At 45.2% G+C, this 14,510-nt stretch carries 12 protein-coding genes; 10 read left to right on the top strand and 2 right to left on the bottom strand.

Annotation, left to right across the window (positions count from 1 at the left end; genetic code table 11):
* Positions 1 to 8: 8 nt before the first annotated feature.
* The 7 genes from NBH03_RS10020 (at position 9) to NBH03_RS10050 (ending at position 10,302) form a co-directional block, all read left to right on the top strand.
* Entirely contained in the window at positions 9 to 644 is a 636-nt protein-coding gene (locus NBH03_RS10020; RefSeq protein WP_215690983.1) for a hypothetical protein, read from the top strand.
* Complete coding sequence (locus NBH03_RS10025) at positions 616 to 2,427, top strand: bifunctional homocysteine S-methyltransferase/methylenetetrahydrofolate reductase (protein WP_250799496.1); 1,812 nt, start codon at positions 616 to 618, stop codon at positions 2,425 to 2,427. The genes NBH03_RS10020 and NBH03_RS10025 overlap by 29 nt, the downstream gene beginning before the upstream one ends.
* The gene (locus NBH03_RS10030) at positions 2,428 to 4,839 is read left to right on the top strand and encodes a homocysteine S-methyltransferase family protein (protein ID WP_250799497.1); all 2,412 of its coding nucleotides are present in this window, start codon (positions 2,428 to 2,430) and stop codon (positions 4,837 to 4,839) included.
* Positions 4,840 to 4,908: 69 nt separating this feature from the next.
* Positions 4,909 to 5,733: a TrmH family RNA methyltransferase gene (locus tag NBH03_RS10035; RefSeq protein ID WP_250799519.1), complete on the top strand. Its 825-nt coding sequence runs from the start codon at positions 4,909 to 4,911 to the stop codon at positions 5,731 to 5,733.
* Positions 5,734 to 6,033: 300 nt separating this feature from the next.
* Positions 6,034 to 7,332, top strand: a complete 1,299-nt coding sequence (gene eno / locus NBH03_RS10040) for a phosphopyruvate hydratase (RefSeq protein WP_250799498.1) — start codon at positions 6,034 to 6,036, stop codon at positions 7,330 to 7,332.
* Positions 7,333 to 7,550: 218 nt separating this feature from the next.
* Positions 7,551 to 9,035 carry an AAA family ATPase gene (locus NBH03_RS10045; RefSeq protein ID WP_250799499.1) on the top strand — a complete coding sequence of 495 codons (1,485 nt, stop codon included), beginning with the start codon at positions 7,551 to 7,553 and terminating at the stop codon, positions 9,033 to 9,035.
* Positions 9,036 to 9,060: 25 nt separating this feature from the next.
* On the top strand, positions 9,061 to 10,302 hold the full coding sequence (locus tag NBH03_RS10050) for an MFS transporter (RefSeq protein WP_215690977.1): 1,242 nt from the start codon (positions 9,061 to 9,063) through the stop codon (positions 10,300 to 10,302).
* 191 nt (positions 10,303 to 10,493) lie between these two features.
* On the opposite strand, the gene NBH03_RS10055 is transcribed toward NBH03_RS10050, so the two are convergent.
* On the bottom strand, positions 10,494 to 11,087 hold the full coding sequence (locus NBH03_RS10055) for a Uma2 family endonuclease (RefSeq protein ID WP_215632938.1): 594 nt from the start codon (positions 11,085 to 11,087) through the stop codon (positions 10,494 to 10,496).
* 225 nt (positions 11,088 to 11,312) lie between these two features.
* On the opposite strand from NBH03_RS10055, the gene NBH03_RS10060 reads away from it, so the two are divergent.
* The 3 genes from NBH03_RS10060 to NBH03_RS10070 are packed head-to-tail and all read left to right on the top strand — an operon-like array spanning position 11,313 to position 13,177.
* Complete coding sequence (locus NBH03_RS10060; protein WP_215632937.1) at positions 11,313 to 11,687, top strand: GntR family transcriptional regulator; 375 nt, start codon at positions 11,313 to 11,315, stop codon at positions 11,685 to 11,687.
* Positions 11,688 to 12,530: an ABC transporter ATP-binding protein gene (locus NBH03_RS10065; protein WP_215632936.1), complete on the top strand. Its 843-nt coding sequence runs from the start codon at positions 11,688 to 11,690 to the stop codon at positions 12,528 to 12,530.
* A complete protein-coding gene (locus tag NBH03_RS10070) occupies positions 12,530 to 13,177 on the top strand; it encodes an ABC-2 transporter permease (RefSeq protein WP_215632935.1) in 648 nt (215 codons plus the stop codon). Before NBH03_RS10065 ends, NBH03_RS10070 begins: the two co-directional genes overlap by 1 nt.
* Positions 13,178 to 13,552: 375 nt before the next feature.
* Here the strand turns inward: NBH03_RS10070 and NBH03_RS10075 are convergent, their stop codons facing one another.
* Entirely contained in the window at positions 13,553 to 14,419 is an 867-nt protein-coding gene (locus tag NBH03_RS10075; RefSeq protein ID WP_250799520.1) for an NAD(P)-dependent oxidoreductase, read from the bottom strand.
* Between the last annotated feature and the right edge of the window lie 91 nt (positions 14,420 to 14,510).

The following is a 14,510-nucleotide window of genomic DNA, read 5'->3' on the forward strand; positions in this document are numbered from 1 at the left end:
GACAATAAATGGTACAGAATCTAAAACCGGTGGTTGAACTGAATAGTGAGGACTGGACAGAACTATTGAAGAAGTACAAACTGCAGACTGTGATGTCATCGGTTCATGTACAGATGGTCTGGTACAGAATGCAGCGAGCACTGGAACCGGAGATTTGGTATGAGGTACATGGAAAGGAAGTTCTTGCGGCAGCGACGCTTGGAGAAGGCATTGATCAGCTTTTGGAAAAATGGTCTGACAAGGGACAGATTCTTGACAGTTATGCCGCAGATTGTCTGGCAATGGAGGCTCTTCAATGTTTATATGGACTGTTGGAAGATGAATTGGTGAAGAAGAATGTCTATATTGAAAAATATCAGTTTCCTGATCCGGATGAAGGAGGAGATGGAAGTATGGCAGATATTTTGAAGCAGATTCAATGCAGTGAAGCCATCCGGCTGACGCGTGACGGCGCGCTGAGACCGATGAAATCGGTTGTGTTTATCGGTATTCTGACAACAGATAAAGACAAGCGCTGCAGCACGATCTGCAGGGATTGCGGGCGTGAGGACTGTCCGAACCGTTATTCATTACATATGGGAAATTACAGAGAACCGGGGGGATTAAGATACAGTTATGGATATCAGAGAATATTTGGCAAATAACAGATTGATTACGGACGGCGCCATGGGAACCTGGTACGACCGTTTGACAGGATACAAAGGAAAGTTAGCAGAGCGTGCAAATTTGGATGATCTGCAGCAGATCAGAGACATTCACCGTGCGTATATAGAGGCCGGGGCACGGTTGATTCGTACCAATACATTTGCGGTGAACAGTATGTTTTTTTCGGCAGATGAGATTGAGGCAGTGTTAAAAGCGGCCTGGGAGAATGCGTGTCAGGCTGTATCAGACAGCGGCAGAGATGTATGGATTGCTGCGGATATGGGGCCTATTGATGAGAATGAGACGAAATCTGCTGCGGATGTTGAGAATGAATACATCCATCTGGCGGATTGTTTTTTGGGGTTGGGAGCAAAGATTTTTGTATTTGAAACTTTATCCGAGCTTCGCAGTGTGAAAAAGGCAATTGCTTATATTAAAGCGGAGTGTCCGGATGCATTCATTGTGACGCAGTTCAGTTTTAACAGGAATGGCTATACCCGATCAGGTTTGAGTGTGCGGGCACTTCTGTTAGAAGCAGCAGCGATGAAGGAACTGGATGCAGTTGGTTTTAATTGCGGGGTGGGCCCTCTTCATTTGTATGAACTTCTGAAGAATCAGAGTTTTCCTGAGGGCAAGTACATGACAGTGCTGCCGAATGCCGGTTATCCGACGGAACTTAGGGGAAGAACATTTTATTCTGAAAATGTACCTTATTATGTAGACATGATGGGAAGAATCGCAGCCCTTGGTTTTGATATCATCGGCGGCTGCTGCGGTACAACACCGGAGCATATCAGGGGATTGCATGATCTGCTGGTGAATGATGTGAGACCGCCCAAAAAGCTGATGCCTGCTGTATATAGTGCAGATGGAAAGGAAAATTGTGCGGAAGAAGCCGTTGAGGAGAAAACAGATTTTATACAGAAACTTGAACGCGGGGAGAAGGTTTTCGTGGTAGAACTGGATCCGCCTTTTGATGTCAATGATACAAAACTCATGGAAGGGGCAGCTTTACTCCGGGATATTAATGTAGATATGATCACGCTGGCCGATTCTCCGCTGGCCAGACCAAGAGCCGATTCGATTGCTTCCGCCATCAAGATGCGTTATACAAGACAGATGGAGGCAATGCCACATATCTGCTGTCGTGACAAGAACATGATTGCCCATCGGTCCCAGCTTCTGGGAATGCAGATGAACGGGCTGCGGCATGCACTGATCGTAACAGGGGATCCGATTGCCAGAGGTGACCGGGAGAGTATTAAGAGCGTTTTTAATTTCAATTCCATCAAGCTGATGAAGTATATACAGACGATGAATCAGGAAGTATTTGGCAGCCGCCCAATTTATTATGGCGGTGCCCTGAACCATAATAATGGTTCCATAGACAATATAGCAGCCAGAATGTGTCAGAAGATGGAAGCCGGTGCACAATGGTTTCTGACACAACCGGTTTACGGACAGGAAGATATTGACAGGTTGAAGGAACTGAAGGAAAAGTCCGGCGGCAGGATTATAGCAGGTATTATGCCTTTGGTCAGTAGGAAGAATGCGCTTTTTATCAAGAATGAGATGCCGGGAATTCATGTGCCGGATCAGGTGCTGGAGCGGTATGAGGCCGGTATGAGCCGTGAGGCTTATGAAGATGTGGCGGAAACCATCAGTGTGGATTTGATGAAACGTCTGGAAGATGTGTGCGACGGTTATTATATGATGACACCTTTTAACAGGGCAGCATTGATCAAACGGATTATTTTACAGGCGAAGAAGGAGTTAAGATAGATGACAAGAGAAGAATTTCAGCGATTGTGCAGAGAAAGAATCGTTTTTCTGGATGGTGCCACCGGAACGAATCTGCAGAAGGCAGGCATGCCTACGGGTGTGTGTCCGGAGGCCTGGATTTTGGAACATCCGGATACAATGATGCAGCTGCAGAAAGCTTATTTTGAGGCAGGCAGTGATATCGTGTTGGCTCCGACTTTTACAGCCAACAGAATCAAACTGGATGAGTACGGGCTGGTAGATAAGATTGAAGAGATGAATCATCAGCTTGTAGCCATTTCAAAGGCGGCAGCCGGGGACAGAGGTTTGGTGGCCGGGGATATGACTATGACCGGTCGTCAGCTGGCACCTATGGGTGATATGGGATTTGAAGAACTGATTGATATTTACAAAGAACAGGCCGGTTATCTGGTGGATGCGGGAGTTGATCTTTTTGTTGTTGAGACAATGATGAGTCTGAATGAGTGCCGTGCGGCGCTGATTGCCATTCGCGAAGTGACAGACCTGCCGGTGTGTGTGACGCTTTCTTTTAATGAAGACGGAAGAACACTTTTTGGAACAGACGCTTGTACAGCCATGGTAGTTTTGCAGTCTTTGGGGGCTGATGCGGTGGGCGTCAATTGTTCAACCGGTCCGGAACAGATGGCAGAACTTGTCCGTGAGATGAAGGCATACGCCAATATTCCGGTTATAGCCAAGCCAAATGACGGCATGCCGGAAGTGATTGACGGTGAGACTGTTTATCGTATGACACCGGAAGAATTTGCTGCGGAGGCCAGATTGATTCTGGAGGCAGGGGCCGGCATTGTGGGCGGATGCTGCGGTACAACACCGGAGCATATCCGGGCATTTAAGGAGGCAGCCAAGGCATATCCTGTACCGGCAGTCAGCCAAACATACAAACGTGTACTGGCTTCGGAACGTCAGACACTGGAAATCGGACTGGATGCCGGTTTTAAGGTTGTGGGTGAGCGTATCAATCCAACCGGCAAGAAGAAACTGCAGGCAGCCCTTCGGGAAGGCCAGATGGATATGGTCATGGATATGGCGTTGGCTCAGGAAGAGAAAGGCGCATCGATTCTGGATGTCAATATGGGTATGAATGGTATCGATGAGAAAGCCATGATGCTGAAGTCCATTGAGATTGTTACCCAAGTAGTGAATCTGCCGCTTTGCATTGATTCAAGTCATGTAGATATTATTGAGGCGGCACTGCGTGTTTATCCGGGGCGTGCGTTGATCAATTCTATTTCCCTTGAGAAGGAAAAGTTTGAACATTTGCTTCCGATTGCGAGAAAATACGGTGCTATGTTTATTTTGTTGCCGTTGTCGGATGAGGGGCTGCCGAAGAATATAGATGAAAAGATTCAGATTATTCATACAATTATGGATCGTGCATTGGAGTTGGGCTTCCATAAAGAGGACATTGTGGTGGATGGCCTGGTGGCAACCATTGGTGCCAACAAAAATGCAGCCATTGAAACACTGGATACGATTTCTTATTGTCATGATCAGCTTGAATTGGCAACCATCTGCGGTTTGTCTAATATTTCCTTTGGCCTGCCAGAACGCTCCTATGTTAATACAGCCTTTTTGACCATGGCTATTAGCAGAGGCCTTACCATGGCCATTGCAAATCCGTCCCAGGACCTTTTGATGCACGCTGCTTTTGCATCTGATCTGTTGATGAATCATCCTGGTGCAGATATCCGATATATCAACCGCATGAACGCAGTCAAAGAACAGCAGAGCGGAGAAAGCACGGCGGCAGCAGCAGTGGTTCTGACTCCGGGAGAGAAAATCTTTGAGGCTGTGATGAAGGGTAGCCAGGGCAGTATTATTAACCTTGTAAAAGAAGGTCTGGATGCCGGTATTATGCCGGATGATATGATCCAAAAACATTTGATCACCGCTATCCAGAAGGTAGGCGTGCTGTTTGAGGAGAAGAAATATTACCTGCCCCAGCTGATTGCCAGTGCGGAAACCATGGAGAAGGCGATTAATTATCTGGAGCCAATGCTGATCAAGGATGATGAGGAGGAAAAAGCCACCATCATTATGGCGACGGTGGAAGGCGATATTCATGACATCGGCAAAAATCTTGTGGTGCTGATGCTGAAGAATTATGGTTACAGAGTGATTGATCTCGGCAAAGATGTATCGGCAGAATGCATTATTGAGACGGCTGTTAAAGAACATGCGGCCATCATCGGCCTTTCTGCTCTGATGACAACGACGATGATGAGAATGCGTGACGTGGTAGAACTTGCACAGGCAAAGCATTGCAGCAGCAAGATCATTATTGGCGGTGCCGTTACAACTCAGAGTTTCGCAGATGAGATTGGTGCCGATGGATATTCGCGGGATGCTGCGGAAGCCGTGCATCTTGTGGAACGATTATTGAATAAATAGGCTCCTTGCTTTAGATGAGTCATTTTGACAGGAAGCAGTTGAGAGTTGCTGTTTGGAAAGGAAAAGGAAATGGTCAATATCATAGAAATCCATGATTTTTCAGCACCGGAGTTGGATATTTATGCCCGTTGGACGGAGAATCAGTTGTTGAACCGCAAAGATCCGGCAAATGCCATGTTTATTGCTGAAAGCCCAAAGGTGATTCAGACGGCTTTGGATGCAGGATATGAGCCGATATCCTGCCTTGTTGAGAAGAAACATGTGGAGGGACAGGCTGCTCTCATACTGGCTCAGTGCGGGGATATTCCGGTGTATACAGCTGAATTTGATGTGCTGACCCAGCTGACAGGGTTTGGGTTGACGAGAGGTATGCTCTGTGTCATGCGAAGAAAAGGTTTGCCGTCAGTGGAAGATGTCTGCAAAAATGCCCGAAGAATTGCAATTCTGGAGGATGTTATGAATCCGACGAATGTGGGAGCAATTTTCCGCTCAGCAGCGGCTCTGGGAATGGATGGCATTCTTCTGACATCAGCTTCAAGCAATCCTCTCTATCGTCGGGCCATCCGTGTGAGTATGGGAACCGTTTTTCAGATTCCCTGGACGTTTATGGATAGTCAGATGTCATGGCCGGAGCCGGCTGTGGGACGGCTGCATGAAATGGGATTCAAAATAGCTGCCATGGCCCTTGATGATAACTCCGTCAGCATCGATGATCCACAGCTTGTTCATGAAGAAAAACTGGCCATTGTTCTTGGTACAGAGGGAGACGGGCTGGCAGCCAATACTATAGCAGACTGTGATTACACCGTTAAAATTCCGATGTATCACGGTGTGGATTCTTTGAATGTGGCAGCTGCAAGTGCTGTAGCGTTTTGGGAAATGCGGAGAAGATAAGAGAACCTTTATTAGCGTTAAAATACTATATAACTTATAGACGAATAATATAAATAAAAATACGCATACTGATACAGATTATTTATAGACAGCGGCGTCTTTAGAAAATATATGAAAAAGTTGTAAAATTCATTGATTCATAAGCAGGTGCTTTCAACGCGGCCGGTCCTTAAACGGTGTTTTGTACCGTTTTAGTACCGCTGCCAGCGTTGTGCAGCGAGAGCGTGCCTGCTTAGAATCAATGAATTTTACAACTTGCATAAGACTTAGAAGACGCCGCGGCTAGAAGGAGGCTGTATCATGATACGTATTTTTTGTCCGATTTTAGATGTAAAGGCAAGAGAAATTCTGGATTCCAGAGGAAATCCTACGGTGGAGGCGGAGGTTATCTGTGAAGCAGGCATTGCGGGGCGTGCTTCTGTGCCTTCCGGTGCTTCTACAGGAAAGTTTGAAGCCCTGGAGCTGCGGGACCGGGATGAGAAGGATCGCTATGATGGAAAAGGTGTGAATAAAGCAGTTGCCAATGTGAATGTGGATATCAAAGATATTGTCGCAGGCCATTCTGTCACGGAGCAGATGCATCTGGATCGTATGATGATTGCCTATGACGGCACAGAGAATAAATCGAGACTGGGAGCTAACGCGATGCTCAGTGTTTCCATGGCATCGGCAAGAGCCGGCGCAGAGATGTCGGGGCTGCCGTTATTCCAGTATTTGGGAGGAACCTATGCCCATATATTGCCGGTACCGATGATGAACATCATCAATGGCGGTGCACATACAACCTCAGCGCTGGATTTTCAGGAATTTATGATTATGCCTGTGGGAGCATGCTGCTTCAGGGAAGCTTTACGAATGGGAACAGAAGTGTATCATGTTTTACGGAAACTACTGTTGGATGATGGCCATGTGACAGCTGTTGGGGATGAGGGCGGATTTGCACCGAATTTGAAAAATGCAGAGGAAGCGTTGGATTATCTGATGCGGGCTGTTGAAAGGGCCGGCTATCAACCGGGAGAAGATGTGACATTTGCGATGGATGCTGCCGCCAGTGAACTCTACAACGACGAGACAGGCAAATATATTTTCGAGGGGGAAAGCCGCCTGAAAGGCAGTCCCGTTGTGCGTTCAGCAGATGAAATGATTGCGTATTATAAAAAACTGACGGAGAAGTATCCGCTGCGTTCTATTGAGGATGGACTGGATGAGGAAGACTGGGAAGGATGGGTGCATATGACCAGGGAACTGGGGAATCGAGTTCAGTTAGTGGGTGATGACCTGTTTGTAACGAATAGTGCCAGACTGCAGCGGGGGATACAGATGGGGGCAGCCAATGCCATTCTTATCAAAGTCAATCAGATTGGCACCGTATCAGAAGCGATGAAAGCAATTGAGACAGCAAAAAGGGCTGGTTATAAAGTGATTGTTTCTCATCGTTCCGGAGAAACGGAGGATAGTTTCATTGCAGATCTGGCAGTGGGTGTCAATGCCGGCCAGATCAAAACCGGTGCACCATGCCGAAGCGACAGAGTGGTGAAATACAATCAGCTGTTGAGGATAGAAGATATGCTGGGCGCCAGTGCGGCGTATGGTGTGTAAGTCCGTGTAAAAATTAAGCTAACCGATATTCGTGGAGTGTCGGTTGGCTTTTTTTGAAGAAATAAAAGATGATTTCATAGATTTTTTAGCTTTCTGGAATTACAATGCATAATTATGCAGAAGCAATTGAAGTCACGGCCAATCATATGGTACAATGAGTTTATATGTTTTTGGAGATAAATGTGTTTTAGAGCAGACAAAGAAGAGGAGTGATAATAATGCCAGTTTTTGATTTCAGTGCAGCACCGGAGGATAGCAGGCAGCCGGAGTGCACGTATACAACATTTCAATCGAATGAGGAGACAGCTACACCGGAGAAGCCGATTATGATCCTGGATAATACAAAGCGTCAATGGCAGCATCACGTATGCGGTATGTTTACGAATCCGGTGAAGCGGACGTCCTTTGAATTTCAGGAGGAAGATGGGGCATTTTCAGCGGATATCCTGAAGATTGATTCCAGATTTGTCAGTCTGCTGAAGTGGTTGGGAGAGAATCATATCAATGTCCGACTGTCGGGTCAGAACAGAGTGGATGGCTATGCTGTTTACAAGATCCGTGAGATTGGTTTCGGCGGAGGAACAAAGCTTTCTGCTGAAGACGGCTTTTTGCAGTTCATGATCGAACGACTGCTGGCCAGCAATGCACCGGCAGAAGAACAGGTGGATGAAGAATTGGAAGAAATGGGCGATGATATGAAGCTCACCAGCCTGCAGAGTATTACGGATTTTATGAATTGTGCGGGAAGAACGCTTCCGGACAATATCAGACTTTGGGCCAGAAGAAATCTTGCGGTTGCAAGGTCTCATGAGGTGTCACCGGAAGAGCGCAGACATGCCCAGCGTGCCCTGTCCATTATGATGAATATTCAGTGGAAGAATAATTATTTCGAGGCCATTGATCCAAAGGAGGCCCGCAGGATCCTTGATGAGGAACTTTATGGCATGGAGCGGGTGAAACAGCGTATTATCGAGACCATTATTCAGATCAACAGAACCCATACATTGCCGGCCTACGGCCTTTTGCTTGTGGGACCTGCAGGTACCGGTAAGTCTCAGATCGCCTATGCGGTGGCAAGAATCCTGAAACTGCCTTGGACAACTCTGGACATGAGTTCCATCAATGACCCTGAGCAGTTGACCGGAAGCTCCCGTATTTATGCCAATGCCAAACCGGGCATTATTTTGGAAGCTTTTTCTATGGCGGGGGCATCCAATCTTGTCTTTATTATCAATGAGTTGGACAAAGCTGCTTCCGGCAAGGGCAACGGCAATCCATCTGATGTATTGCTGACCCTTTTGGATAATCTTGGATTTACAGATAATTACATAGAATGTATGGTGCCGACGGTGGGGGTTTATCCGATTGCCACAGCCAATGACAAGAGCCAGATCAGTGCACCGCTGATGTCACGTTTTGCAGTGATTGACATTCCTGATTATACGCCGGAAGAGAAGAAGATTATTTTCTCAAAATTTGCATTGCCGAAGGTACTTGGCAGGATGCAGCTGAAACCGGAGGAATGTATTGTAGCAGATGAGGCATTGGATGCTATTGTGGCACGTTATGCAGATACAACAGGTATCCGCGATCTGGAGCAGGCGGCAGAACATATTGCAGCCAACGCCCTGTATCAGATTGAAGTGGATCATAAGCAGAGTGTAACTTTTGATGGGCCAATGGTCAGAAAGTTACTGGATTAAGAATAGACTGAGGAGATAAGGGATAATGGAAGAGAATAATAAAAAAAGACAGCTTCAGAGAGCCGTTTTTGTTTTTACGCTGGTTGTATGTTTGTCGGCTATTGCCGGAGGCCTTGGCTCGGCGACATTTTCCAACTATTTTAAAGAGGTCTACCATGTGGACAGTGCCCAGAGAGGGTTCCTGGAAATACCGAGAGAATCGCCGGGGGTTTTGTGTGCATTGATTATTTCAGCACTGGCAGGATTCAGCGATATCGGCATTGCGGCTGTTTCCCAGGTGTTGGTGATGGTTGGTCTGATGGTGATGGGGGCATTTAGTCCGTCCTACGGCATGATGATGATTTTTCTGTTTATCCAGTCTTTGGGTATGCATCTGTTTATGCCTCTCAACGATGCCATCAGTATGGATCTGGCCAGAGAAGGTGAAGTCGGAAAGACGCTGGGAAATTTCAAAAGCAAAGCAAATATGTGTACGATGGTGACGGCTTTTGTTATTTTTGCAGGCTATCGTTGGGGATTCTTCAGTTTTGAGGATAAGATTTTGAAACCTTTTGTCATTGCAGCAATTTTGTCGCTGATTGCAGCCGGACTGTTGTTTTACATGAAGAAAATTATGCCAAGGACGCAGATTCAGGCAAAGACAAAGAGCAAGTTCGTCATGAGAAAGAAGTACATGCCGTATTATCTGACGCTGGTTGCCTATGGCTGTCAGAAGCGAATCAAGCTTGTGTTCGGACCGTGGATTATCATCGAATTGATGGGAAAAGGTGCAGATACTGTGGCACTGCTTGGAATTGTGACCTCTTTTATCGGTGCATTTTTCAGCAAATATCTCGGAAAAATGCTGGATGAAAAAGGTTTGAAGTATACGATGATCTTCGAGGGAGGATATCTGCTTGTTGTGATTGCAGCCCTTGGCGCAGCGGCGGGTGCTCTAGAAAGAGGCGGTCTCGGCAGTCACGGTATCTGGGTTTTCCTTGTTTATTGCCTGTACATACTGGCCTTTCTGCTGGAGCAGTTTAATATGGTACATGCCTTCATGATGAGAAAATTGGCTATTGATCCGTCGGAAGTCACAGCCAGTCTGTCAGTGGGACTGAGTCTTGACCATATTCTGGCTATCACTGTTTCAGCTGTACTGGGGGTCATCTGGGAGAAGTTCGGTGCAGAATATGTTTTCTTCCTGACTGCTGCAACGTCGTTGATGCAGATTGGTGTGGGCCTCTATATGGGAAGACAGCTGGCAAAGCAGGAAATGCAGCGTTAAAATGAATAAAGATTGAGATATAAAGAGTTCCGGTTTTTATGGTACTTGCATAAAAAACTCTCTGAAAACAGGCTCAGCGCCAAGCGTTTTCAGAGAGTTTTGTTACTGTAAGCACTATAAAGACCGGGGCTTTTTATGTTTTTCGAGAGGGTGGATATGTGTAGGTAATGAAAAAGCAGAGGTTTCATTTTTTATTTGAGATAGTCAGATACTGTTATGGATAAATCCGGGAAAATACCGCATTGCACAGACTGGTCAAATGGGATAATTGTCGGGGCGGCATCTTTGTCATAGTCATAGACGGTTGTGCATGCTTTGGCCGGATCTACGATCCAATATTCACGGACTCCGGCGCGGGAGTAGGCGGTGTTCTTAATGATGTAATCTGTTTTACGGCTTGAAGGTGAAACGATTTCAATGATCCAATCAGGAGCACCCTCACAGCCTCTGTCACTGAGTTTATCCTTGTCACAGATGACACAGATGTCCGGTTCCACATAATTTTTGATATCGTTTTGTATAATGACGGCAAATGGAGCCATATACACTTCACATCCGCCGTTTTTGGCATCTATATGATCGGCAATAGTTCTAGCGATGGAAAAGCTGATTGTCTGATGCATACGGTTTGGCGTGGCCATATCATAAATCTGTCCATCGATGAGTTCTGCACGTTGTCCCTCCGGAAGTGCAAAAATATCATCAATAGTGAAAGGACCTTCATCAATAAAGTCATTTCCTGTAAGCATCTGCATAGCAGTACCTCCCTGAAAGAATGTAGTCATTGTGTATCCTCCTTTTATTATAATCTATTTTTTGCGAGTGTTCAACTATTATAAATCGGCATGGAAGCAGATTCTGTAAAAAGTCGTTGTCGATTAAATGAAAAGTTTATAAAATCCAGGAAAATTATGAATTAAAAATAAAATAAGAAAGTCGTGAGGTGTGTCTTGACAAAACTGAACTTACTGTATATACTGTATATATACAGTAGGCAAGGAGGCAAGGGCGTGAATATTTTTATAGATAATAAAAGCGGTGCCCCGATTTATGATCAGATTTATTCACAGATCAAGGCGCAGATTATCGGCGGTGACATGCAGGAAGATGAGTCTCTTCCTTCTATCAGGAGTCTGGCGAAGGATCTGAGAATCAGTGTGATTACAACGAAGCGTGCCTATGAGGAATTGGAGAAGGAAGGATTTATCTATACAGTTGCAGGCAAAGGCAGTTTTGTGGCACCGAAGAATGTGGAATTACTGCGTGAGGAGAACTTGAAGAAGATTGAAGGCTATATACAGGAGATACGAAAGCTGGCGATGCCATGTGGATTGAGTCTGGAGGATATCATTGAGATGTTTCGTATCCTGGAGGAGGATGAGTAAATGAATGCAATAGAGATCAGGGATTTAAGTAAAAGCTATAAGGATTTCAATCTGGAGCATCTGAATCTGACATTGCCCGGCGGCTGCATTATGGGCTTAGTTGGTGAGAATGGCGCAGGAAAGAGTACGACTATCAAGCTGATTCTGAATATGATCCACCGGGATTGTGGAAGTATTTCTATATTAGGAAGAGACAATGTGACAGAGATGCAGTCATTGAAGGAAGATATCGGCGTTGTGTTGGATGAAGTCGGCTTGCCGGAGTGTCTGAACAGGAGGCAGGTTGGCAATATTATGGCCCTCACTTTTAAAAACTGGGATTCAGACTATTTTGAAGCGCTTTGTGTGAAACTGGGAGTTCCGGATCAGAAGAAATTTGGTGAGTATTCCAAGGGTATGAAGATGAAGATCGGCATTGCAGTTGCTATGTCTCATCATCCGAAACTGCTTATTCTGGATGAAGCCACAAGTGGGTTGGATCCGGTTGTGAGAGATGATGTACTTGATCTTCTGAATGATTTTACAAGAGATGAAAATCATGCAGTGCTTGTTTCGTCTCATATTGTCAGTGATCTTGAGAAGATCTGTGACTATATTGCATTTATGCATCAGGGTCAGTTGGTGCTGTGCGAGGAAAAAGATAGGCTGACAGAGTTGTATGGTTTGATTCGATGCAGTGCCGAGCAGCTTAAGGAACTGAATCCGCAGGCTGTGATTGGAAAAAGGGAGTCACCATATGGAGTTGAAGCTGTTGTAAGAAGAGCGGAGCTGCCAGCAGGCTGGGAAGTCAGTCCGATTGATATTGAAGAATTATTTGTGATGATGGTAAGGGGGAGAGCATAATGAAGGGATTATTGTTGAAGGATTATTATATGCTTTTGAAATATTGTCGGCCATATGCTTTGATTGTATTGATATTTGGCGTGTGCTCTCTGGCTGATGGAGGTAATTTGTTTATGCTGGCCTATCCTGCGGTGTTATGCGGTATCAATTCAGTATCTTTAGTGGCCTATGATGAAAAAAGCAGGTGGCAGCAATATTGTGAGACAATGCCTTATACGAGAAAACAGGTAGTGGATTCAAAGTATCTGATGTCATTTTTACTTATTGCTGGGCTGTCGGTTGTGTTAGCAGCTGCACATAGTCTGGTGGGTGCGGTAAGAGGTATTTTTAATCCAGTATGGGTATTGAATATTTTTTGCCTTATATGGAGTGTAGGACATGCATTTTCTGCGATTTGTCTGCCGATGATTTTTAAATACGGTTCAGAAAAAGGCAGGGTGATGTATATTGCTGTTGTTGTCGTATTTTGTGTAGCATTTGTCAATTTTGGCGGATATGATTTCTCAGAGGTTTCACAATTATCCGGAGCATTTGCGGTATTTGCGGAAAATCCGATTTATATGGTTGTGTTGGCTGTTATTGCTGCAGTGTTATTTCTGGGGTCTATGAAACTTTCGGAGCAGTTTTATATGAAAAGAGAGTTATAATAGAATGTAGAAATTCAAATAGGCAACAATTCATTTGGTCAGAATTGAGTTTTGTATCAGGAGTTGCCGAGAAGTCTTGCATATAACAAAAGCACGTATTGTTTCAGATGATTTCATTCATTGAAGGAGATTATGAAATATACGTGCTTTTGCTATTTTATTAAATTCAAGTAACTGTTCAGAGCTAACCTCCAAAATGCTGCGCATTTCGTCGGTGTGGCGTATCCGCCAAATAAAATTTCAAAAACAGTCTTAAAAATGCAAGCATTTTAACTTGTTTTTTGAAATTTTGCTTGGCTCTGAACAGTTACAAATTCAATTAGTTCAGTACATCATCAAAAAGATGGGGCAGTGATTCGGCATCCGGATAATTCTCTATACATCTAGATAATGTTTCAGCAAAGCCTGTGTGCCCAGATCGCCGAGGCCTTTGGCTTCAAGATCTTTGTAAATAGCCAGAACAGCTTCTGAAATAGAAAGGTCAGCACCGGCTTCACGGCCTTCTTCTGTGGCAATATTCATGTCCTTGATGTAATGCTTGATGAAGAATCCAGGGTCAAAGTCACCTTTGAGCATACGCGGAGCCATATTGCTCATCTGCCAGCTGCCTGCAGCGCCGGCACTGATACTGTCAAGCATTGTCTGAATATCAAGACCTGTTTTTTTGGCATAGGTGATAGCTTCGCAGACACCGGCAATACAGCCTGTCAGGGCAATCTGGTTGGCCATTTTCGTGTGCTGTCCGCATCCGGCAGCACCTTCATAAATAATATTGGTGCCCATAGCTTCAAAAACAGGCATGGCTTTTTCGAAAAATTCTTTGTCGCCGCCTACCATAATACTTAATGTACCTGCTTTGGCACCGGAGTCACCGCCGGAGACAGGTGCATCTAATGCGTGTTTGCCGACTGCTTTGGCTTCATCATAAATCTTAGCAGCCAGTTTCGGGATGGAAGTGGTCATGTCAATGAGAATGGCATTGTCTTCGGAATTGGCAATGATACCCTTTTCGCCAAAATAAGTTTCTTCCACATCCTTTGGAAAACCGACAATGGTGATGATGACGTCCTGACCTTTAGCACACTCAGCGGCAGAATCACGCCAGATGGCACCTTCTGCGATAATGTCTTCAGCTTTTGACTTTGTTCTTGAATAAACTGTTACCTGAAACCCTTTTTTCATCAGATTGCGGATCATGGACTTGCCCATGACACCGGCACCGATAAAACCAACATTTTTAATCATGATACACGCCTCCTACATTATATTTTGATAGGAGTGTATCATATTTTAAAGTTTACGACAATGGCTGAAGAGAATATACGGAATGTAT

The organism is Coprococcus intestinalis (genome assembly GCF_023656595.1).
In the GTDB taxonomy this organism is placed as follows: Bacteria; Bacillota; Clostridia; order Lachnospirales; family Lachnospiraceae; genus Coprococcus_A; species Coprococcus_A intestinihominis.